Annotated in this window: 17 protein-coding genes; 15 read left to right on the forward strand and 2 right to left on the reverse strand. The window is 69.4% G+C overall.

All coding sequences use genetic code 11. The features are described 5' to 3' along the window. Nucleotides 1-50 precede the first annotated feature (50 nt). Genes ACQGNW_RS17075 through ACQGNW_RS17100 form a run of 6 tightly spaced genes read left to right on the forward strand, consistent with a single transcriptional unit; the run spans nucleotide 51 to nucleotide 3,779 of the window. Nucleotides 51-182 carry a hypothetical protein gene (locus ACQGNW_RS17075; protein ID WP_426664579.1) on the forward strand — a complete coding sequence of 44 codons (132 nt, stop codon included), beginning with the start codon at nucleotides 51-53 and terminating at the stop codon, nucleotides 180-182. A 52-nt stretch (nucleotides 183-234) separates the two neighbouring features. Then, nucleotides 235-948, forward strand: a complete 714-nt coding sequence (locus ACQGNW_RS17080; protein ID WP_426664580.1) for a class I SAM-dependent methyltransferase — start codon at nucleotides 235-237, stop codon at nucleotides 946-948. Beyond that, on the forward strand, nucleotides 945-2,126 hold the full coding sequence (locus tag ACQGNW_RS17085) for a beta-ketoacyl-[acyl-carrier-protein] synthase family protein (protein ID WP_426664581.1): 1,182 nt from the start codon (nucleotides 945-947) through the stop codon (nucleotides 2,124-2,126). The genes ACQGNW_RS17080 and ACQGNW_RS17085 overlap by 4 nt, the downstream gene beginning before the upstream one ends. After that, nucleotides 2,123-2,578 (forward strand): hotdog family protein, encoded by a 456-nt coding sequence (locus ACQGNW_RS17090; RefSeq protein WP_426664582.1) that lies wholly within the window; start codon nucleotides 2,123-2,125, stop codon nucleotides 2,576-2,578. Before ACQGNW_RS17085 ends, ACQGNW_RS17090 begins: the two co-directional genes overlap by 4 nt. Beyond that, entirely contained in the window at nucleotides 2,575-3,303 is a 729-nt protein-coding gene (gene fabG, locus ACQGNW_RS17095) for a 3-oxoacyl-ACP reductase FabG (RefSeq protein WP_426664583.1), read from the forward strand. The genes ACQGNW_RS17090 and fabG overlap by 4 nt, the downstream gene beginning before the upstream one ends. Before the next feature lie 35 nt (nucleotides 3,304-3,338). Further along, nucleotides 3,339-3,779, forward strand: a complete 441-nt coding sequence (locus ACQGNW_RS17100; RefSeq protein ID WP_426664584.1) for an excinuclease — start codon at nucleotides 3,339-3,341, stop codon at nucleotides 3,777-3,779. 72 nt (nucleotides 3,780-3,851) lie between these two features. On the opposite strand, the gene panE is transcribed toward ACQGNW_RS17100, so the two are convergent. Then, nucleotides 3,852-4,778, reverse strand: a complete 927-nt coding sequence (gene panE / locus ACQGNW_RS17105; protein WP_426664585.1) for a 2-dehydropantoate 2-reductase — start codon at nucleotides 4,776-4,778, stop codon at nucleotides 3,852-3,854. A gap of 228 nt (nucleotides 4,779-5,006) precedes the next feature. Here panE and ACQGNW_RS17110 point away from each other — a divergent pair, with 228 nt between their 5' ends. The 9 genes from ACQGNW_RS17110 to rapA all read left to right on the forward strand — a co-directional run bounded on the left by ACQGNW_RS17110 (nucleotide 5,007) and on the right by rapA (nucleotide 19,572). After that, complete coding sequence (locus ACQGNW_RS17110) at nucleotides 5,007-7,358, forward strand: catecholate siderophore receptor Fiu (RefSeq protein ID WP_426664586.1); 2,352 nt, start codon at nucleotides 5,007-5,009, stop codon at nucleotides 7,356-7,358. A 124-nt stretch (nucleotides 7,359-7,482) separates the two neighbouring features. Beyond that, nucleotides 7,483-8,160 carry a Fe2+-dependent dioxygenase gene (locus tag ACQGNW_RS17115; protein WP_426664587.1) on the forward strand — a complete coding sequence of 226 codons (678 nt, stop codon included), beginning with the start codon at nucleotides 7,483-7,485 and terminating at the stop codon, nucleotides 8,158-8,160. A 581-nt stretch (nucleotides 8,161-8,741) separates the two neighbouring features. Beyond that, the gene (gene pilV / locus ACQGNW_RS17120) at nucleotides 8,742-9,275 is read left to right on the forward strand and encodes a type IV pilus modification protein PilV (RefSeq protein ID WP_426664588.1); all 534 of its coding nucleotides are present in this window, start codon (nucleotides 8,742-8,744) and stop codon (nucleotides 9,273-9,275) included. After that, nucleotides 9,275-10,630 (forward strand): PilW family protein, encoded by a 1,356-nt coding sequence (locus ACQGNW_RS17125; RefSeq protein WP_426664589.1) that lies wholly within the window; start codon nucleotides 9,275-9,277, stop codon nucleotides 10,628-10,630. Before pilV ends, ACQGNW_RS17125 begins: the two co-directional genes overlap by 1 nt. Before the next feature lie 17 nt (nucleotides 10,631-10,647). Beyond that, the gene (locus ACQGNW_RS17130) at nucleotides 10,648-11,379 is read left to right on the forward strand and encodes a pilus assembly PilX family protein (RefSeq protein ID WP_426664590.1); all 732 of its coding nucleotides are present in this window, start codon (nucleotides 10,648-10,650) and stop codon (nucleotides 11,377-11,379) included. A 16-nt stretch (nucleotides 11,380-11,395) separates the two neighbouring features. Continuing rightward, nucleotides 11,396-15,607 carry a pilus assembly protein gene (locus ACQGNW_RS17135; RefSeq protein WP_426664591.1) on the forward strand — a complete coding sequence of 1,404 codons (4,212 nt, stop codon included), beginning with the start codon at nucleotides 11,396-11,398 and terminating at the stop codon, nucleotides 15,605-15,607. Nucleotides 15,608-15,620: 13 nt separating this feature from the next. Further along, nucleotides 15,621-16,046, forward strand: coding sequence for a type IV pilin protein (locus ACQGNW_RS17140; protein WP_426664592.1), 426 nt, complete (start codon nucleotides 15,621-15,623; stop codon nucleotides 16,044-16,046). Between the two features lie 5 nt (nucleotides 16,047-16,051). Continuing rightward, entirely contained in the window at nucleotides 16,052-16,633 is a 582-nt protein-coding gene (locus ACQGNW_RS17145) for a GspH/FimT family pseudopilin (RefSeq protein WP_426664593.1), read from the forward strand. A gap of 89 nt (nucleotides 16,634-16,722) precedes the next feature. Continuing rightward, the gene (gene rapA / locus ACQGNW_RS17150) at nucleotides 16,723-19,572 is read left to right on the forward strand and encodes an RNA polymerase-associated protein RapA (protein WP_426664594.1); all 2,850 of its coding nucleotides are present in this window, start codon (nucleotides 16,723-16,725) and stop codon (nucleotides 19,570-19,572) included. Nucleotides 19,573-19,613: 41 nt separating this feature from the next. Here rapA and fghA read toward each other — a convergent pair whose 3' ends face one another. Further along, the gene (gene fghA / locus ACQGNW_RS17155; RefSeq protein WP_426664595.1) at nucleotides 19,614-20,444 is read right to left on the reverse strand and encodes an S-formylglutathione hydrolase; all 831 of its coding nucleotides are present in this window, start codon (nucleotides 20,442-20,444) and stop codon (nucleotides 19,614-19,616) included. Between the last annotated feature and the right edge of the window lie 7 nt (nucleotides 20,445-20,451).

Raw genomic sequence — 20,451 nt, forward strand, 5'->3', positions numbered from 1 at the left:
CAAACGCGTGGCCATCCGTGGCCGCACTGCTGTATTTCCGGCGATCATCCATGATCGCAAAGATCAAATGGGCCGCCATCCATGGCCGCACTGCTGTATTCCGGGCGATCATCCATGATCGCAAAGATCAAACGGGCGGCCATCCATGGCCGCACTGCTGTATTCCGGGCGATCATCCATGATCGCAAAGATCAAATGGGCGGCCATCCATGGCCGCACTCTTCAACAAGAACCATGACCTACGCCAGCCCAACCTACGTCGAAGAAACCCGCATCGGCTTCCGCTTCCTCGCCACCCGCACCTGGCAGCACCACGTGCTGCGAGTGGCGATCAACGACCTGAAGCGCCTCGTCGGCGAGCCGCTGCCGCGCGGCGGCGTGCTGCTCGACGTGGGCTGCGGCCAGGGCAAGTCGTTCCGCCTGCTGCAGGCGGCCTTCGCACCCGAGCGGCTGATCGGGCTGGACGCCGATCCGCACAGCCTGGCGCTGTCGCGCGCCGAGGCGCAGCGCGAAGGCATCGACGTGGAGCTGATCGCCGCCGACTGCGCGCGCATCGACCTGCCCGACGCCAGCGTGGACGTGCTGTTCTGCCACCAGACCTTCCACCACCTGGTGGAACAGGAGCGCGCGCTGGCCGAGTTCTGGCGGGTGCTGAAACCCGGCGGACGGCTGCTGTTCGCCGAATCCACCAAGGCCTACATCGACACCTGGGTGATCCGCTGGTTCTTCCGCCACCCGATGCACGTGCAGAAGAGCGCCGACGGCTACCTCGCCATGCTGCGCGCGCAGGGCTTCGCGTTCGACGACGCCAACATCTCGCTGCCCTACCTCTGGTGGAGCCGCGCCGGGGATTTCGGCCTGCTCGAACGCTGGGGCCTGCGTGCGCCGCCGCCACCGGGCCGGCGCGAGGAAACGCTGGTGAACGTGGCCGCGCGCAAGCCCGCATGAGCGCCACCTACCTCAACGCGCTGGGCGTGGTCTGCGCGCTGGGCGCGGGCAAGGCCGCGGTGGCCGAAACGCTGTTCGCCGGCGACACGGGCGGCCTGCATGCGGAGGCCGGCTGGATTCCCGGTCATGCGCCGCCGCTGGGCGCGGTGCGCGCGACGCTGCCCGCGATCCCCGCGCCGCTGGCGCCCCCGCGCGACAACCGCTGCAACCGCCTGCTGCTGGCCGCGGCGCGGGAAATCGAAACGGACGTCCGGGCGGTCATCGCGCGTTACGGCAGCGAACGCATCGGCGTGGTGTTGGGCACCAGCACCGGCGGCATCGAGGAGGCCACCCGCGGGCTCGCCGCGCGTCGCCAGGACGGCGCCTGGCCGGCGGACTACCGCTACGCGCACCAGGAGCTGGCCGGCCCCGCCGAGTTCCTCGCCGAATGGCTGGAACTGGCCGGCCCGTGCTACGCGATCTCCACCGCCTGCACCGCCGGCGCCCGTGCGCTCGCCAGCGCGCAGCGGTTGCTGCAGGCCGGTCTCTGCGACGCGGTGATCTGCGGCGGCGTGGATACGTTGGCGCGGCTGCCGCTGAACGGGTTCCACGCACTGGGCGCGATGGACCCCGCGCGCTGCAACCCGTTCTCGCGCGAGCGGCGCGGCATCAACATCGGCGAGGCCGCCGCGCTGTTCCTGATGACGCGCGAGCACGGCACGGTGCAACTGCTCGGTGCGGGGGCAAGCTCGGACGCGCACCACATGTCCTCGCCCGACCCCGAAGGCCGCGGCGCCATCGCGGCGATGCGCCATGCGCTGGCCGAAGCACGGCTCGATGCCGCGCAGATCGACTACCTCAACCTGCACGGCACGGCCACAGCGCACAACGACGCGATGGAGGCGGCGGCGGTAACCGCTGTGTTCCCGCGCGGCGTGCCTTGCTCGTCCACCAAGCCACTCACCGGCCACACGCTCGCCGCCGCTGGCGCGCTGGAGGCGGCGTTCTGCTGGCTCAGCCTGCACGATGGCCGCCTGCCGCCGCAGCGCTGGGACGGCCTGGCGGACCCCGGACTCCCCGCGCTGCATTTCGTCGAGGCCGGCGCACGCCTGCCGAGCGCCAAACCCCGCCGGTTGATGAGCAGCTCGTTCGCCTTCGGCGGCAACAACGCCTGCCTGATCCTGGGAGACGCCGCATGACGTCTTGGCCGATCGAGGAGCTGCTGCCGCACGCGGGTGACATGATCCTGCTCGACGCGGTGCTGGAGCACGGCCCCGAGCATGCGCTGTGCCGCCGCCGCGTGCCCGCCGGCGGCCTGTTCCACGAGGCCGGCGGTTCGCTGCCCGCGTGGGTTGGCGTGGAACTGATGGCGCAGGCGATCGCCGCCTGGGCAGGCTGCCGCGCGAAGGCGGCGGGCGAGCCGGTACGGCTGGGTTTCCTGCTGGGCACCCGCCACTACGTCTGCAACGTGGCCGCGTTTGCGCCGGGCAGCGAGCTGCTCATCGAGGCGCGGCGCGACTTCCACGACGACAGCGGCATGGGCGTGTTCGCCTGCCGCATCGCGGCGCCCGGAGTGCTGGCCGAGGCGCGCCTCACCGTGTTCAGCCCGCCCGACGCCAGCCGCTTGTTCCAGATGGATACCGCTCCATGACCGACACCGTCCTCGTCACCGGCTCCAGCCGCGGCATCGGCCGCGCGATCGCACTGCGGCTGGCGCAGGCCGGCTACGACCTCGCCCTGCATTGCCGCGCGAAGCGCGACGAGGCCGAAGCGGTGCGGGCGGAGATCGAACGCATGGGCCGTGCTGCGCGCGTGCTGCAGTTCGACGTCGCCGACCGCGCGGCCTGCCGCATCGCGCTGGAAGCGGACCTGGAACGACACGGCGCGCCCTACGGTGTGGTGTGCAACGCCGGGCTCACGCGTGACGGCGCGTTCCCCGCGCTCACCGACGACGACTGGGATCGTGTGCTGCGCACCAACCTCGACGGTTTCTACAACGTGCTGCACCCGCTGGTGATGCCGATGATCCGCCGCCGCGCGCCGGGCCGCATCGTCTGCATCACCTCGGTGTCGGGCCTGGTCGGCAACCGCGGCCAGGTCAACTACAGCGCATCGAAGGCCGGCGTGATCGGCGCGGCGAAGGCGCTGGCGGTGGAGCTGGCCAAGCGCAGGATCACGGTCAATTGCGTGGCGCCGGGGCTGATCGACACCGACATGCTCGACGCCGACGTACCCGTCGAGGAAATCCTGAAAGCCATTCCCGCGCAGCGCGCCGGCACGCCCGAGGAAGTCGCCGCCGCCGTGGCCTTCCTGCTTGGCCGCGAGGCCGGCTACATCACCCGCCAGGTGCTCGCCGTCAACGGCGGCCTGTGCTGAAGGCGCACCTTTCCAACCGCAAGGAGTAGCACCGCATGAATGCCAAGACCCTCGCTCTCGCCGCCCTGCTCGCCGCCCTGCCCGTGGCCAGCCACGCCGCCGACAAGGTGGTGCACCTCGCCTTCGACAACGCGGTGAAGGCCGCCACCGCCAGCGGCAAGCTGGACGGCAGCGTGAAGTTCTACCTTGCCGGCACTGCGCCGGCCGGCAAGGTCACGGTGGTGAACGACAACGTGGACATCACCCGCAAGACCAACGCCTTCGGCAAGAAGGACCAGGTCACCTGCGACTGGGCGCTGCAGTCCGCGCTGATCGCCCTGCAGGCCGACGCGAAAAGTTCCGGCGCCAACGCGGTCACCGACATCGTCAGCGACTACAACGGCAGCGAATACCGCGACAGCCAGAACTACGAGTGCCACGTGGGCTTTCTCATGTCCGGCGTGCAGCTCAGGGCGAAGCTGGCGAAGGTGCAGTAAGCAGGCCCGCTTCATCCGGGCCATGGATCGCCGGGCGGCTGCGGCCGCCTGGCGCCATGCCGCTCCGACGCTTCATCCGTGCGCGCGCCGGGCCTCGTAGGCCTTCAGGTGGGCGTAGGCCAGCCGCAACAGCGGCGTCTCCACGCCTCGCGACCCGGCGCGCGCCAGCAGGTCGCCCAGCACATGGTCGGCCTCGACGCGGCCGCCGTGCTCCAGGTCGCGCATCATCGAGGCGCTGAACGCCGAACCCGCCTCGGTCAGCATCTCCTGCGCCCGCTGCAGCACCTTGGGCGCAGGCTCATGGCCCCAGGCTGCAGCGGTACGGCGGCAGTCGTCGAGCAGCGCGAGTGCGGCATCGCGGCCGCCGGGTGCCGCCACGATGTCGCCCACCGGCGCGCGCATCAGGCAGGTGATGCCGGCAAGGCTGGCTAGGAAGACCCACTTGTCCCACATGTCCTGCACGACATGGCCGCTTGCGCGCGCCTCGAAGTTCGCACCGGCCATCGCCTGCGCGATGCGCTGCACACGCTCCGAGTCGCTGCCGTCGCGTTCGCCGAAGCCAAGGCTATGCGAACGGTTGAGGTGGCGCACCGTGCCGTCGGCGTCCAGCGTGGCGGCGATCACGCATTGCCCGCCCAGCACACGCGCGGCGCCGAAACGCGCGTCGAGCAGGTCGAGCTGGCGCATGCCGTTCAGGATCGGCAGCACCGCACCGTGTTCGCCCACGGCCGGCGCGAGATCCTCGATCGCCTGCGGCAGGTCCCAGGCCTTGCAGCCCAGCAGCACCAGGTCGAAAGGCTCGCGCAGCGTGGCGGCGGTGGCGGTGGGCGGCGCGGCGATGTCCGCGTCGCCCAGCGCACTGCGGATGCGCAGGCCGTTCTGCGCCAGCAGCGCCGCGCGCTTTTCGCGCACCAGGAAGGTTACGTCCCGCCCTGCCTGCAGCAGGCGCCCGCCGAAATAGCCGCCGGTGGCGCCGGCGCCCACGATCAGGATGCGCATGGCTCACTCTCCTCTTGTCGATATCCGTTCAAGCGTAGCGCCACGACTCGCCGCTGCCGAGTCGCCGCGGGGGAGCGGACTCGGCCAATCGCCCTCACAGGATATTGCGAATCATTCTCGTTTGAATTAACCTCGCCGCCAATCCGTGCGGGTCCACCACGTCATCGCGACAAGCGAAGGCGGTCGTTCCCTGCCCGTCATTCCGAACCGCCGTGGAGCTTTTCATCGATGGACTTCGTCAAGAGCCGCAAGCATCCCGTGGTGCGCCGTGGCGCCGCGCCCTCGCTCACCGCCGCGACGCTGGCGACCAGTCTTGCGCTGGCGCTGCCGGCCATGGCAACCGATGCTTCGCCACCCACCACCGACGCCCAGGTCGCCACGGCCAGGCGCCTGCAAGGCGTTACAGTGGAAGGCACCGTCGTGCCGTACAAGGTCGATCAGCTCTCCTCGCCGAAATTCACCCAGCCGCTGGTGGACACGCCGCAAACCATCGTCGTCATCAGCAACGAGCTGATCCGCGAACAGGGCGCCACCACGCTCACCGAAGCGCTGCGCAACACCCCCGGCGTGGGCACGTTCTTCGCGGGCGAGAACGGCTCCACCAGCACCGGCGACGCCATCTTCATGCGCGGCTTCGACACCTCCGGCAGCATCTTCGTGGATGGCGTGCGCGACCTCGGCACGATCTCGCGCGACGTGTTCAACGTCGAGCAGGTCGAAGTGACCAAGGGCCCGGACAGCACCGAGTACGGCCGCACCGCTCCCTCCGGTGCGGTCAACCTGGCCACCAAGCAGCCGCAACCCGGCAACGCGACGTCGGGTTCGCTGTCCGGGGGCAGCGCCGGCCAGAAGCGCGCCACCGTCGACTGGAACCGGCAGATCGGCAACAACGCTGCCTTTCGCCTCAACGTGCTCGGCCAGGACAGCGGCGCGCCCGGCCGCGACGAGGTGAATAACAAGCGCTGGGGCGTGGCGCCCTCACTGGCCTTCGGGCTGGGCACACCCACGCGCGTGTACCTCGACGACCTGCACGTGAAGCAGGACAACGTGCCCGATGGCGGCATCCCCACCATCGGCCTGCCCGGCTACCGCAGCCCCGACCCCGCGCGGCCGTTCATCGGTAACGCACCCAGGGTCGATCCGGGCAACTTCTACGGCACCGACCAGGACCGCGACCACGTCGTGGAGGACATGTTCACCGCGATCCTGCAGCACGACTTCTCGGAAGACGCGTCGCTGCACGACACCCTGCGCTGGGGCCGCACGCACGAGGACTACCTGCTGACCTCGTTCACCGCCACCGCAGCCCACCTCGGCACGCCCGATCCGCGCGACTATTCGACTTGGACGGTTGCGCGCAGCAACCCGAACTTCAAGGACCAGACCAACCGCATCGTCGCCAACCAGCTCAACCTCACCGCCAGCTTGGCCACCGGTTCGGTCACGCACAACCTGAGCACCGGCATCGAGCTGAGCCGGGAGAAGGTGGACACGGTCACGCTGGCCGCGCTGGACGGCAGCACCTGGCCGGCCGCCAGCCTGTATGCCCCCAACCCCGACATCTCCACCCCGTTGGTCTACGGCCCCAACGGCGGCTGGACGCGTGGCAGGACCGATACGGCAGGCGCCTACGTGTTCGACACGCTGAAGTTCGACGCACATTGGCAGGTCAATGCCGGCGCGCGTCTTGACCACTACCGCACCGATTTCGGCAGCGCAGTGGCCTGCGGCGGCAGGAGCACGCCGGCCTGCGGCAGCCTGCCCACCGGCACCGTCGTGCCCGGCATGGATGCCCGCGCGTCCGGCAACCTGTCCAGCTGGCAGTTCGCCGTGATCTACAAGCCGGCGGAAAGCGGCAGCATCTACGCGAACCTCGCCACCGCCGCACAACCGCCGGGCGGCAACAGCCTGTCGCTCAGCGCATCCGCGAACAGCGTGGACAATCCCGCACTCGACCCGCAGAAGTCCCGCACCGCCGAAGCGGGCACGAAGTGGAACCTGTTCGACGAGCGCCTGCTGCTCACCGCCGCGCTCTATCGCACCACGGTCAGCAACGAACTGGAACAGGATCCCACCAGGCTGCTGTGGCAGCAGATCGGCAACAAGCGCGTGCAGGGTGTGGAGCTCACCGCCGTCGGCCAGCTCACCAAGAAATGGGCGGTCAATGCCGGCTTCACCAGCATGCACACCAGCACCAGCCATGGCGCCCTCAGCGGCGCCACCAGCGGCTCGGCGCCCGCCGCCGACGGCTCCAACGTGCTGGCCTACACGCCGAAGCGCGCGTTCACCAGCTGGACCACCTACCGCCTGCCGTTCGGCCTCGTCATCGGCGGCGGCGCGCGCTACTCCGGCGAAATGCAGCGCGGCGCCGACGGCGCAATCGGCACGCCGACATACGTGGACGCTTATTGGGTGTTCGACGCCATGGCGACCTATCCGGTCAACCGGCACCTCGACCTGCAACTCAACCTCTACAACCTGTTCGACAAGCGATACGCCGCGTCGATCAACAAGAGCGGTTATCGCTACATCCCGGGCGTATCGCGCTCCGGCATGCTGACGGCGACCTTCCGCTTCTGATGGCGCCAGGCGGAGCGACGAGCGTCGTGCAAGAGCACGCCCCGTACGCAATTGCCCGCGACTTCGAGCAGGCACCAAAGCCTTCGCGCACGGGGTGCGCTCCTACTCCAAGACGAGACCGGCCATGCTGCTCCACATCCCCAACATCCTCGGCCGCGGACAGCTGCGGCAACTGCGCGACGCGCTCGATGCCGCCGACTGGACCGATGGCCGCGAGACCGTGGGCGCACAGGGCGCGCAGGTGAAGCGCAACCGGCAGTTGCCCGACGCCTCGCCGCTGCGTCGGCAACTGGGCGAAACGGTGCTCGCCGCGCTGGCCAGGAATCCGCTCTACCACGCCGCCACCCTGCCGCTGCGCACGCTGCCGCCGCGCTTCAACCGCTACGAGGGCGGCGGCGAATACGGCATGCACGTCGACGGCTCGGTGATGACCCTGCCGAACGGCGAGCAGCTGCGCAGCGACATCTCCTGCACGGTGTTCCTCAGCGCACCGGAGGACTACGACGGCGGCGAGCTGATCGTCAGCGACACCTACGGCGAGCACGAAGTGAAGCTGCCCGCCGGCGACGCCATCATCTACCCCTCCAGCAGCCTGCACCGCGTGCAGCCGGTGACGCGCGGCGCGCGCGTGGCGGCGTTCTTCTGGGTGCAAAGCCTGGTGCGCGACGACAGCCGGCGCCGCCTGCTGTACGAGCTGGATGTGGCCATCCAGTCGCTCAGCGCGAGCGGCGCCGAAGCCGGCACCGTGCTGTCGCTCACCGGCATCTATCACAACCTGCTCAGGCAATGGGCGGAGAGCTGAGCGGGCGCGAGTTTCAGCCTCGCGGTCCAGTCATGGAAGCCATCCGCCGATCGATCGCGGCAAGCGGCTGATTCGTGGAGGTGTGTGCGGGCGTCTGCCGGACACCGATGGCGACGAACGTGCCTGGCCGTTGCCGCGAGAATGGCTGGGCGTGGCGCTGGACCACCCGTTCCCAACCGTGCGGTACCGGCCCCGCGTCGCCCCGGCCCGCTGGTGGAACAGTCGCGGATTACGCCGCACGCCACGCTGCAGGCGCCAGAGGCAACCGCGCTCGCCTCCGCTCGTGGCCGAGCCCGGTCACCGGATCCGGAACATCGACACGAGCGCCAGCTCCCGACTTGCGTGATGCAGAGCACAATCTCTCAGCATGTTTCTTGCGGCACCGCTGCCTGCGCCGATCAACGGTCGAGAATCGCTGACGAACGGCGCTCCGGCGCCCGACACCGCCGCGCATAATCGCCCTGCATCCACACCGCTGCGCGCGAAACGGCTGTGGTCAGGGAAATCCGGCAACGGCGCCCGCGGCGATTCCCGCCGCGGTTCGCGACATTGGTGCCGGCAAGGGCGGAACCGGGGGAAACATGCGTAAACCATCCTGTCAGCGCGGCGTCTCGCTGATCGAAGTGCTGGTGGCGGTAATGATCTTCAGCATCGGCCTGGTCGGTCTGGCCGGCCTGTTGATCATGGCCACGCGCTCCAACCAGGCGGCCTACCTGCGGACCCAGGTCGTCTTCCTCGCGCACAACATGGCCGACCGCATGAGCGCGAACCCGATGGCCGTGTGGGACGGCAGCTACAACAGCACCGGCTATCCGGTCGCCACCACCGTCACCACCGCCTGCGACAACGCCTCGCCCTGCACGCCCGACGACCTGGCCACGCACGACAAGCAGATGTGGAGCAGCCAGCTCGCCGCCTTCCTGCCCGACGCCAGCGCCACGATCGCCTGCGACGCCTCCGCCGCGGGCTACGCGCCTACCGCCGCCCAGTACGGCATGCGTCCCCCCTACGGCGGCAACTGCAAGATGACCATCCAGTGGATGGAACGCGGCGCCGGCAACCAGGCGAACAGCACGGCCGTTGCCTCCACCTTTGCCTGGGAGTTCCAGCCGTGATGCCCCGCACCCTTCGCCGTGCCGCCGAGTCCGGCCTCTCCCTGATCGAACTGATGATCGCCATGGTGCTGGCCCTGCTGGTGGCGGCCGGCATCATCAGCGTGTTCATTTCCACCTCCAGCAGCAACCGGGTGCAGACCCAGCTCGCCTCGCTGCAGGAAACCGGGCGTTTCGCGATCAGCCGCATGGATGGCGACCTGGCCATGGCCAACGGCCAGTACTGCACCAACAACGGCGGTATTGCCAAGCCGCAGCTGGCCAGCAGCGGCACCTATCTGGACGGCCTGCGCGCACCGAGCGTCTATGCCTCCAACCTCACCGGCGGCATGTACGACGTCACCACGCCGATGGGTGGCAGCAGCGGCGGCAACACCTACCCGACGGATCCGGGCGCCAAGTACACCTTCCCGTCCTTCCTCTCGATGCGCGGCTACGACTGCACGACCACGGCCTGCACGCCGATCGACCCGCACGACGCCATCGCGGCCATCCCGGCGATGGGCACGGCGCTCGACGATCGCGTGCCGGGCACGGCCGTGCTCACCGTGCGCTACATCAATCCTTCGCGCGGCTGGACCATCGGCCCCGGCCGCAGCAGCATCGCCGGCAGCGGCAACGTGCTGAGCAGCATCACCCTGAACCCGGACACCACCATCGGCGAACCGCCCGCCAGCGATTTCAGGAACGGCGACCTCGCCATGCTCGCCGACTGCTCCAACGCGCAGATCTTCGCCGCCGACGACGCCAGCGGCGTCATCAGCCCGAACACCGCAAACAACCACGGCAAGCCGGCGATGCAGCAGCCCTCGTCGGCACCGAAGCTGTTCGACTTCACCCGCGACTTCCAGACCGTCACGTACTACGTGAAGCTGGTCAGCATCAACAACGACGGCACCGCGCCCTATACCGGTGCGCTGTATCGGCGGGTCAACGGCGGTGCCGCGAACCCGGGCGGCTCCGAGGACGAGATCGCGCGCGGCATCGAGCGGCTGGACTTCAAGTACGGCGTGGAAAACGCCAACGGCACGACCAGCTTCCTCACCGCGGCGCAGGTGGATGCCAGCACCGCCGCGAACTGCCCGCCGCCGGCCCCCACCCCGCTGTCCACCACCGATCCGGGCTGCCTGTGGCGCTCGGTCAAGAGCATCGAGGTCAGCATGCTGGTGGATGGCCAGCAGCCGCTCTACACGCTGAGTGCCGACGAGATGAACTACATCTACAGCCTCGACGGCAGCGGCAATGCGCTCGCGGCGCCGTCCGCGCACACCATCAAGCCCAGCGACCAGGGCTTCGTGAACCAGATGCTGCGCCGCCAGTTCACCGCGCTGGTCTCGCTGCGCAACTTCAACCCGTGATGCGCGAGGAACCCGCCGTGTCCGCACCATCCCAGAACCGCCCGCTGCCCAATCGCGCGGGAATGCGCATCGCCTCTTTCCGTTCGCTGCCGGCAAGGGAGAACCGGGACGGGGCCGCCTCGGTCCGCCGCCAGCGCGGTGCCGTGCTGATCGTGGCGCTGATCTTCCTGCTGCTGCTCACCATCCTCGCGATCAGCGCCACCGGACGCTCGCTGCTGCAGGAACGCATGGCCGGTGGCCTGCGCAACGCGCAGCAGGCCCAGATGAGCGCACAAACCGCGCTGCGCGGCGCCGAGTGGAAGCTGTGGATGAACACCACCAACCTCGTCGGCACGCCGCTGCTGTGCGGCAGCGGCGTGCTGACGGGAAGCTGCTACAAGTACGACCCCGGTAGCGCGCCCTACGGCAACACCGGCGTCGTCACGCAATTCCGCCATGGCCAGGGCTGGATCACCGCGGGCGCCACGAGCTACAAGGGGCCGTCGGGCAGCGTGGACTACACCGCGCTGGGCTCGCTGGGCGTCACCGCGCAGCTGGCCCACAACCCGGTCTACATCATCGAGGACCTCGGCGTAGAACTTCCGCCGGGCATCGACAGCGGCCTGCACGAGTCGGGCGCCACCGGCGCCACCGGCGGCGGCTACACCAGCACCACCCGCCACATCTACCGGATCACCGCCCGCGCCACCGGCGGCAACCCCAATACCGTGCGCGTGCTGGAAAGCACGTTCGCCGCCAAAGGCAACTGAGTCGGAGCCACAGGCCATGACCCGCCACCGCCACTTGCTCGAACATGCCCGGGCGTTCACGCCCGCCCTGCTGCTGACCCTGGCCGGAGGCATCGGCGCCACGATCCCGGTACAAGCCGTTCCGTCGCCGCCGAGCGTTTCCGCCCTGGCAACCACCGCAACCACCAGCAGCACCTCCCCGGCCACCGCCAGCACCGCCGCGCTGGCCGGCGAAGTGCAGCTCAGCGCCACGCCGCCTAACCAGACGCAATCGGTGCCGCCGAACGTGGCGGTGACCTTCGACGACTCCGGGTCGATGGCGTGGGATTACATGGGCGACACGACCCCGTTCAAGAACAGCTCGTGGTCAGGCGGTCCGTGGTACTGCGCTGCCGTGATCGACCCTGGCGCCACCTCGGGCATCGGCGCGCACGTGATGAATGGCGTGTACTACAACCCCAACGTCACCTACACGCCGCCCGTCAACGCCGACGGCACCTCCTTCCCCAACGCCGACGCCACGCTGAAGGCCGTGTGGAACGACGGCATCGCCTGGAACCGTCCGCTGGGTCCGAGCACCGGCGCCGGAACCACCGATTTCACCAACCAGACCAGCTCGTCGCGGTGGGGCGGAACAACCACGACGTATTGGGCATGCCCCTACGATTCGGGCCGCAACTACAACCTCGGCACAAGCGGCAATCGCTACACCAGCACCAACCACTCCGGCGGCACGGGTGGCCCCTACTACTACGAGTACACCGGCACCGCCGTCGCCGTGGACAGTTTCGGCAAGCCGACCAGCACCGGCCTGACGAACCTCTACACCGCCAGCAACTGGACGGCCGTACCCGTGCCCAGCGACCAATACCAGAACTGGGCCAACTGGTGGGCCTATTACCGCACTCGCAACCAGATGGCGCGTACCGCGCTGTCGCGCGTGTTCGGTTCCAGCAACCTGGCCAGCAAGATCAATGATCCGGGCATGTGGGACGACGGCAGTTTCGGCAGCACCATCCGGGTGGCGTGGCAGAACCTGTACAACGGGTACGCGGGCATCTACGACCAGTTCGTGCTGCAGTCGAGCACGCTCATCAGCAGCCTGCTCGACACCACGCCCGACACCTGCAAGAGCAGCCAGCCCACGTTGGGCTCACAGTCCTTGCAGTCGGGCACCGTCAAGACGCCCCCCTCCTGCTACCGCAGCGATTTCTTCAACTGGATCTTCCAGGTGCCCGCTGTCTCCGGCACCCCCACGCGAAGCGCCACCGCTCGGGCCGGACAATTCTTCACCCGCGGCTACGGCAACACCGGCAGCAGCGGCGACCTGCACGACCCCTATTGGCAACCGCCGCAGACCGGCAGCGGCGATGGCCACGAGCTGGCCTGCCGCCAGAACTACCACATGCTGATCACCGACGGTCTGTGGAACGGCGGCACGGACGGCCCCGCGTATTCCACCCTCACGCTCCCCGCATCCGGCCTCAAGCTGCCCGACAAGGTCGTCATGCCGGACCCGACGACCGCCGGCGTCACGTCGATCTACAACCCCGTGCACGACGCCGGGGACACCGGCTACGCCTCGCTGTCCGACATCGCGTTCCACTACTGGGCCACCAACCTGCGCTCGGACCTCTACAAGCCGGCCAGCGGCGACATCGTCTCGCCTTACCTGCCCGACCAGACCGTCAACGTGTTCAACCTTGCCGGCAAGACCAGCTCCGTCGTCGACGCCACGGCCATCAATCCGGAAGTCTATTTCAATCCCAAGAACGACCCTGCCACCTGGCCGCACATGGCCGACTACATGATCGGCCTGGGTGTCAGCGGCAACCTGAATTTCTCCGAGGATACCGACTGCGTTGCCGGCAGCTCCGACAACTCGGATGCCTGCCTGCTGCGCCAGGGCACCGCCAACTCCAGCGGTGCCGCAGGCTGGCCCACGCCCAACGGCAGCGGCAACGGCATTGCCGCCAACATCGACGACACCTGGCACGCGGCGCTGGCCGGTCGCGGGCAGTTCTTCAGCGCCAGCAACCCGAAGCAGCTGGTCGACCAGCTGAGCAAGATCCTCACCAACATCAGCGCCCGCAACGTGCCGCCGGCCACCACCGCACTGAACACCAGCGTGCTGGTGCCCGGCGCCCTGGCCTTCACCACCGGCTACAACGCGGCCGACTGGAGCGGCACCCTGCAGGCCGTACAGGCCAATGCCGATGGCACGGTGGGGAACACCCCTCTGTGGGATGCCGGTACGCTGCTGACGGATACCAAGGTCACCGATCCCACCAAGCGCAACATCCTCACCGCCAAGGAGAACACCGACGGCAGTTTCGGCGGCGGCATTTCGTTCGAGTCGAGCACCACGTTCGACGCCGCGGCGCAAACGGCATTGATGCTGCCCGCCCCCACCGATACCACCAACGACACGCTCGCCAACCGCATCAACTACCTGCGCGGCGACCGCACCGAGGAAACCAAGGACGTGATGCGCAAGCGCACGAGCCTGCTGGGGGCGATCGTCGACTCGCATGCGGTATACGTGGCCTACCCCGCCAGCGGTTACCTGGACAGCTGGCCGGCCGGCTCGCCCGAGGCCGCTGCGGCGGCGTCCGGCGCCACCACCGACGACGGCACCTACGAGCAGTTCGTGCAGAACCACATCGACCGCAAGCCCGTGGTGTACGTGGGCGCCAACGACGGCATGTTGCATGCGTTCGACGCTTCCGAGCAGCAGAACACCGCCACGCCGCCGCAGATCGTGCCCACGTCCGGGGCCGGCCAGGAAGTGTTTGCCTACGTGCCGCGCTCGGTGTACGGCAACCTCGGCAACCTCACCAGCACCAGCTTCTCCTTCCTGCCCACGGTGGACGGCACGCCGGTGACGCGCGACGTGTTCTTCGACGCCGCGACGTCTTCGCCCGCCACCACCACGGCCGGCTGGCACACCATCCTGGTCGGCAACCTGCGCAACGGCGGCCGCGGCGTTTACGCGCTGGACGTCACCGATCCCACCAAGGTGACGGAGGCGACTGCCAGCAGCAAGGTGCTGTGGGAATTCAGCGCGGACCAGACCACCGCCACCTCGGGCTGCTACTCGAATTACGGCACCTGCAATCCGGCCGACCTCGGCTTCACCTACGGCGAGCCGAACATCGGGCGACTCGCCAACGGCAAGTGGGTGGTGCTGGTGCCGGGCGGCTACTTCCCCGACTGCAGCAAGGCGCCCTACCTGGGCAGCAGTTGCCCCACCCCGGCCGGCGCACCGACCGCGGGCAGTCCGGCGGTGGCGTTCAGCTCGCTGTTCGTGCTGGATGCGCAGACCGGCGCGATGCTTGCCGAGCTGAAGACTCCGACCAACCTCACCGGCGTCACCAGTTACGGGCTCGGTTCGCCGGTATTGGGCGACTACAACAACGACCAGATCGACGACATCGCCTTTGCCGGCGACCTCGCCGGCAACCTGTGGCGCTACGACCTCACCTCGAGCTCGAGCTCCGGCTGGACGGTCTCGCTGGCCTACCAGCCCGCCACCGAGGGCGCACAGCCGATCACGGTGATGCCGCGGCTGTTCCCGGACCCCGCCACCAACCGTTTCATCGTGGTGTTCGGCACCGGCAAGTACCTGGGCACCAACGACAACACCAGCGCGGGGGTGCCGACGCAGGCCATCTACGGTATCCGCGACCTGCTCGACAGCAGCGGCAATCCGGTCACCGTATCCGGCACCTCCAACCTCGAGCAGCAGACGCTGGCGGAGGCGTCCGTCACCAACGGTGGCATTACCAATACGCTGCGAGGCGTGACCGACAACGCGGTGAGCGCCACCCAGGATGGGTGGTACATCAACCTCGACCTGACCAGCTCGCCCGGCGAGCGGGTGGTGGTGACGCCCGGTGCGCTGTTCGACACCAACCGCGTGGTCGTCACCACCCTGATCCCGGCCAGCAACGACCCCTGCACGGCCACCATCACCGGCGCAACGATGGTGCTGGACGCCGCGACGGGCGGCTCCGGCGGCGGCCTCAGCACCCCCTCCTACTCGTCATGGACCGGAAGCAGCCCCTACCGGATGGTGGGCGGACTGGTCAACAATCCGCCGACCAGCGGCACGGTGCCGGTGGCCACCGTGGTGGGCGGCGGCAGCCTGCTCACCCCGGGCCTGCCGCTCGCGGGCGGCGGCTCGCTGAAGATCGACGACGCGGTGTGGCGCCGCCGCTCGTGGGGGGCGCTGGACAATGACCAATGAGCAGGGGCAACTCATGACACGCACGCGCGGCTTCACCTTGATCGAACTGCTGGTCGTGGTGGCGATCATCGCCATCCTCGCGGCCATCGCGATACCGGCCTACAGCCGCTACACCTATCGCTCGCGCAGGGTGGACGGCCAGGACCTGCTGCTGCGCATCGCCAACGCGCAGGAGCGGTACTACGCCACCAACAACAAGTATGGCGCGCTGACCGACATCGGTTTCACCAACCCGGCACCATCTGACAAGGGCTTCTACAGCGCCACGGTGGCGATGACCGGACCGGCGGGCAGCAGCTCGCAGGGGTTCACTGCCACCGCCACGCCGCTGGGCGTGCAGGCGGCGGATGCCTGCTCCACCTTGACCTTGAACGACGCGGGCGTGAAGACTCCGGGACCGGCCAGCGCCGCATCGAACGCCAACGGCAATTGCTGGTGACCGACATGACACGCACATCGCCCAGAAATGCGCGCGGCTTCACCCTGATCGAACTGATGGTGACGCTGGCGGTGCTGGCGATCCTGACCATGATCGCGGTGCCCAGCTTCCGCGACACGATCCGCCGCAACCGGGTGAATTCGGCCAGCAACGCGCTGCTGGCCGACCTCGGCTATGCCCGCGCCGAGGCGATCGACCGCGGCCAGACGGTGACGATGTGCCCAAGCGCGAACGGCACCAGTTGCACCAGCAGCGGCACCGCCTGGGGATCGGGCTGGATGGTCTACAGCTACCCCGCCGGAGCGGCCTCGTCCAATGCGGCGTATGCCACGGGCAATCTCCTGTTGCGTGCCGCCGCGAAGCAAAACGGCGTGGCAATCTGGGCAGCGCAGGCAACCTACCCGAGCTTCGGCCAGCAGGGGCAACTCAAGCCCGCCGGCACTAAGCTGCGCTACATCACCTGCTTCAGCGACAGCAGCGGCACGACCAGCAACACCAGTGCGGTGCCCGGCGTGGAGCTGGACGTGAACGGCTCGGGCAATGTCACCAGCATGCCGCTCGCACCGGGGGCCTCCTGCTCCGGCTGAGCGGGTGCCGATGAAACCCGCGGTTTTCGCTGTGCATTGACGCCCGCAACGCGGATAATTGGCGGCCCTTGAACCCAAGCGGCTGCGCAATGTTCGTACCTGGTCAACGCTGGATCTCCACTGCCGAGCCGGAGCTCGGTCTCGGCACCGTGCTGCGCGTCGAGGGACGCGGCGTGCAGGTGCTGTTCGCCAAGGCCGGTGTGTTGCGGCCCTACGCGGCCGACTCCGCGCCGCTGGTGCGCGCCGAGTTCCGCGCCGGTCAGCGCGTGGCAGGCAAGGGCATCGCGTTCCTGGTGGAACGCGTGGAGATCAAGGACGAGTTGCTGATCTACCGCGGCGAGGGCCGCGAGCTGCACGAGGGCCAGCTCGACGACGAGCAGAGCGTGAGCCAGGCCGACGACCGCCTGATCGGCGGGCGTACCGATGCAGTGAGCCAGTTCGAGCTGCGCGTGGAAGGCCTGCGCCGCCGCGCCGAGGCACGCCGCTCGCCGGCCTGGGGCCTGGGCGCCGCGCGCGTGGGCCTGGTGCCGCATCAGTTGCGCGTGGCCGGCATCGCCTCCGCGCGGCGTCCGCCGCGCGTGCTGCTGGCCGACGAGGTGGGCCTGGGCAAGACCATCGAGGCCGGCATGATCGTGGCGCGCCAGCTCGCCACCGGTCGCGCCGCGCGCGTGCTGCTGCTGCTGCCCGACACCCTGGTCTACCAGTGGTTCGTGGAGCTGCTGCGCCGCTTCAACCTCGGCTTCGCGATCTACGACGAGGAACGCTGCGAGGCGCTGGCGCTGGCGGACGAAGGCCAGGACACCGGCAACCCGTTCGAGGACGAGCAGTTGGTGATCGCCGACTTCGCCTTCCTCGAGGCGAACCCGAAACGCGCACAGCAGCTGCTCGACGCACCATGGGACCTGCTGGTGGTGGACGAGGCGCACCACCTGGCCTGGACCCCCGAGGCCGCCAGCCCGCGCTACACGCTGGCGGAACGGCTCGCCGCGAAGACGCCCGGCGTGGTCCTGCTCACCGCCACGCCCGAGCAGTTGGGCCGCAGCGGCCACTTCGCCCGCCTGCGCCTGCTCGACCCGCAGCGCTACCACGACCTCGACGCCTACCTCGCCGAGACCGAGCGCTTCCAGCCGCTGTCGCGCATCGCCGACAAGCTGCTGGACGGCGAGGCGCTGGACGCGGCCCAGCTCGCCACGTTGCGCAGCGCCTTCGCGGGCGATGCGACGCTGGAGGCGCGGCTCGCCGACACCACCCGGCCCGAGCACGCGCGCGAGATCCTCGCCGCGCTGATCGACCGCCACGGCACCGGCCGCGCGATGTTCCGCAGCCGCCGCGCCGGCATCGGCGGCTTTCCGCGGCGCGTGCCGCAGTGGCAGGTGCTGGACGTCCAGGGCCTGGACGAGGCCACACGCCAGGCCCTGCTCGCCGAGTTCCACGCCGACATCCAGCAGCCGCCGCCCGCGCTGGAACACGACTATGCGAACGACCCGCGCCTGGCCGCGCTGGTGGCCCTGCTCGACGCGTACCCGCAGGACAAGTTCCTGCTGATCTGCCGCAGCCAGGCCAAGGTGCTGGCGCTGGAGGAAGCGCTGCGCACGCGCACCGGCGCCGGCATCGCGCGCTTCCACGAGGGACTGGGCATCGTGCAGCGCGACCGCAACGCGGCGTACTTCGCCCAGCCGGACGGGGCGCGCCTGCTGCTGTGCTCGGAGATCGGCTCGGAAGGCCGCAACTTCCAGTTCGCGCACCGGCTGGTGCTATGGGACCTGCCGCTGGACCCCGACCTGCTGGAACAGCGCATCGGCCGTCTCGACCGCATCGGCCAGGCGCACGACATCAGCATCCACATCCTCGCCGTCGCGGGCAGCGCGCAGCACGTGCTGGCGCGCTGGTACGACGAGGGCGTGGACGCGTTCCGCCAGAGCCCGGCCGACGGCCGCGAACTGCTGCGCCGCTACGGCGATACCCTGGCGCAGCTGGCCGACCAGCATGCGCGCGGCGACGACGGCCGCGACCAGGAACTCGATGTCCTGCTGGCCGAGACACGCGCCGCCCACGAGCAGATGGCCGAACTGATCCGCGAGGGCCGCGACCATCTGCTGGAGCTGGCGGCGAGCCGTGACCCGCACGCCGAGGAACTGGCGCAGGCCTTCCGCCGCGAGGACGAGGACCCGGCCCGCGACGCCTTCGTGCAGCGCCTGCTGGAAGCCTACGGCGTCCACGCCGAGGAGCTGGGCGGCCAGGTGCTCCTGCTCGATCCGCAGTACCTCTCCACCGACGCCCTGCCCGGCTTCGCCGAGGGCCCGCAGTCGGCCACCTTCAGCCGCGCGGTGGCGCTGGCGCGCGAGGAGCTGCCGCTGCTGCGGCTGGATCATCCGATGGTCGCCGGTGCGCTCGATCTCGCGCTGTCCGGCGAACAGGGCAACGCCGCCTTCATGGTGGACGACGCGCTGCCGCCGCGCAGCGCGCTGCTGCAGGCGGTGTTCGTGCTGGAATGCGTGGCCGACCGACGGCTGGACGCCGAGCGCTTCCTGCCGGCGCTGCCGATCACCGTCGCCATCGACACCAAACTCGCCGAACGCACGGATTTCCAGCCCAGCGACGCCGCGCTGCGCAAGGCCGCCGACCGCAATATCGAGGTGCCGCGCTACCGCAAGTTCCTCGCCAAGCTGGTGCCGCCGATGCTGGAGAAGGCGGAGCTGGCGGCGCGCGACCGCGCACGGACCATGATCGACGACGCCGTGGCGGAGGCCGGCGCAGCGCTGGATGCGGAGCTGGCGCGCCTGCATGCGCTGCGCGCGGTGAACCCGTCGATCAGCGGCGCGGAAATCGCCACCCTTGCCACCGAGCGCGATGCCTTGCTCGACGCCCTGCCGCAGTCGCGGCTGCGATTGGACGCGGTGCGCTTCGTGGTGAGCGCGGATTTCCTCGCGCTGCGCTGACGCGGTACCTGCAGGAGATCGCGGGTTCGCTGCGCCGCGCCTCAGCCCTTCATCGCCCGCGCATGCCAGGCGAGGTGCTCGCCAATGAAGCTGGCCACGAAGTAGTAACTGTGGTCGTAGCCCGGATGCATGCGCAGGGTCAGCGGGTGGTCCGCCTGCGCGCATGCCTCGCGCAGCAGTTCCGGCTTGAGCTGCGTGGCGAGGAATTCGTCGGCCCCGCCCTGGTCCACCAGCAGCGGCAGCCGCTCGGTCGCCGACCGGAGCAGTTCGGTGGCGTCGTAGCGCGCCCAGGCCGCGCGATCCGGCCCGAGGTAGGCGGCGAACGCCTTCTGGCCCCAAGGCACTTGCGCCGGCGCGGCGATGGGCGCGAACGCCGACACGCTGCGGTAGCGCCCCGGGTGGCGCAGCGCGATCGTCAGTGCGCCGTGGCCGCCCATCGAGTGCCCGCTGATGCCGCGCATGCCGTTGGCCGGAAACGCAGCCTCGACCAGTGCGGGCAACTCCGCCGCCACGTAGTGGTGCATGCGGTAGTGCGCCGCCCAGGGCTGCACGGTGGCGTCGAGGTAGAAGCCCGCGCCCTGGCCCAGGTCCCAGCCCGGATCGTCCGCCACGTCTTCGCCGCGCGGGCTGGTGTCCGGCACCACCACGATCACGCCGTGCTCGGCCGCGTAGCGCTGCGCGCCGGCCTTGACGATGAAGTTCTGCTCGGTGCAGGTGAGGCCGGACAGCCAGTACAGCACCGGCAGCCGTTCCTTCTCCGCCTGCGGCGGCAGGTAGACGGCGAAATTCATCGCGCAGCCCAGCACGGCCGAATCGTGCCGGTACACGTCCTGCCAGCCGCCGAAGCAGGCGCGGTGTTCGATGCGCTCCATCGCGGGC

Source organism: Rhodanobacter aciditrophus (assembly GCF_050026795.1).
In the GTDB taxonomy this organism is placed as follows: Bacteria; Pseudomonadota; Gammaproteobacteria; order Xanthomonadales; family Rhodanobacteraceae; genus Rhodanobacter_A.

Coding starts and splice junctions, on each gene's coding strand:
- ACQGNW_RS17125 (WP_426664589.1), top strand. CDS start 9,275: ATGCCCCGCACCCTTCGCCGTGCCGCCGAGTCCGGCCTCTCCCTGATC.
- ACQGNW_RS17115 (WP_426664587.1), top strand. CDS start 7,483: ATGCTGCTCCACATCCCCAACATCCTCGGCCGCGGACAGCTGCGGCAA.
- ACQGNW_RS17110 (WP_426664586.1), top strand. CDS start 5,007: ATGGACTTCGTCAAGAGCCGCAAGCATCCCGTGGTGCGCCGTGGCGCC.
- ACQGNW_RS17075 (WP_426664579.1), top strand. CDS start 51: ATGATCGCAAAGATCAAATGGGCCGCCATCCATGGCCGCACTGCTGTA.
- ACQGNW_RS17145 (WP_426664593.1), top strand. CDS start 16,052: ATGACACGCACATCGCCCAGAAATGCGCGCGGCTTCACCCTGATCGAA.
- fghA (WP_426664595.1), bottom strand. CDS start 20,444: ATGGAGCGCATCGAACACCGCGCCTGCTTCGGCGGCTGGCAGGACGTG.
- ACQGNW_RS17135 (WP_426664591.1), top strand. CDS start 11,396: ATGACCCGCCACCGCCACTTGCTCGAACATGCCCGGGCGTTCACGCCC.
- fabG (WP_426664583.1), top strand. CDS start 2,575: ATGACCGACACCGTCCTCGTCACCGGCTCCAGCCGCGGCATCGGCCGC.
- pilV (WP_426664588.1), top strand. CDS start 8,742: ATGCGTAAACCATCCTGTCAGCGCGGCGTCTCGCTGATCGAAGTGCTG.
- ACQGNW_RS17140 (WP_426664592.1), top strand. CDS start 15,621: ATGACACGCACGCGCGGCTTCACCTTGATCGAACTGCTGGTCGTGGTG.
- ACQGNW_RS17085 (WP_426664581.1), top strand. CDS start 945: ATGAGCGCCACCTACCTCAACGCGCTGGGCGTGGTCTGCGCGCTGGGC.
- ACQGNW_RS17080 (WP_426664580.1), top strand. CDS start 235: ATGACCTACGCCAGCCCAACCTACGTCGAAGAAACCCGCATCGGCTTC.
- panE (WP_426664585.1), bottom strand. CDS start 4,778: ATGCGCATCCTGATCGTGGGCGCCGGCGCCACCGGCGGCTATTTCGGC.
- rapA (WP_426664594.1), top strand. CDS start 16,723: ATGTTCGTACCTGGTCAACGCTGGATCTCCACTGCCGAGCCGGAGCTC.
- ACQGNW_RS17090 (WP_426664582.1), top strand. CDS start 2,123: ATGACGTCTTGGCCGATCGAGGAGCTGCTGCCGCACGCGGGTGACATG.
- ACQGNW_RS17100 (WP_426664584.1), top strand. CDS start 3,339: ATGAATGCCAAGACCCTCGCTCTCGCCGCCCTGCTCGCCGCCCTGCCC.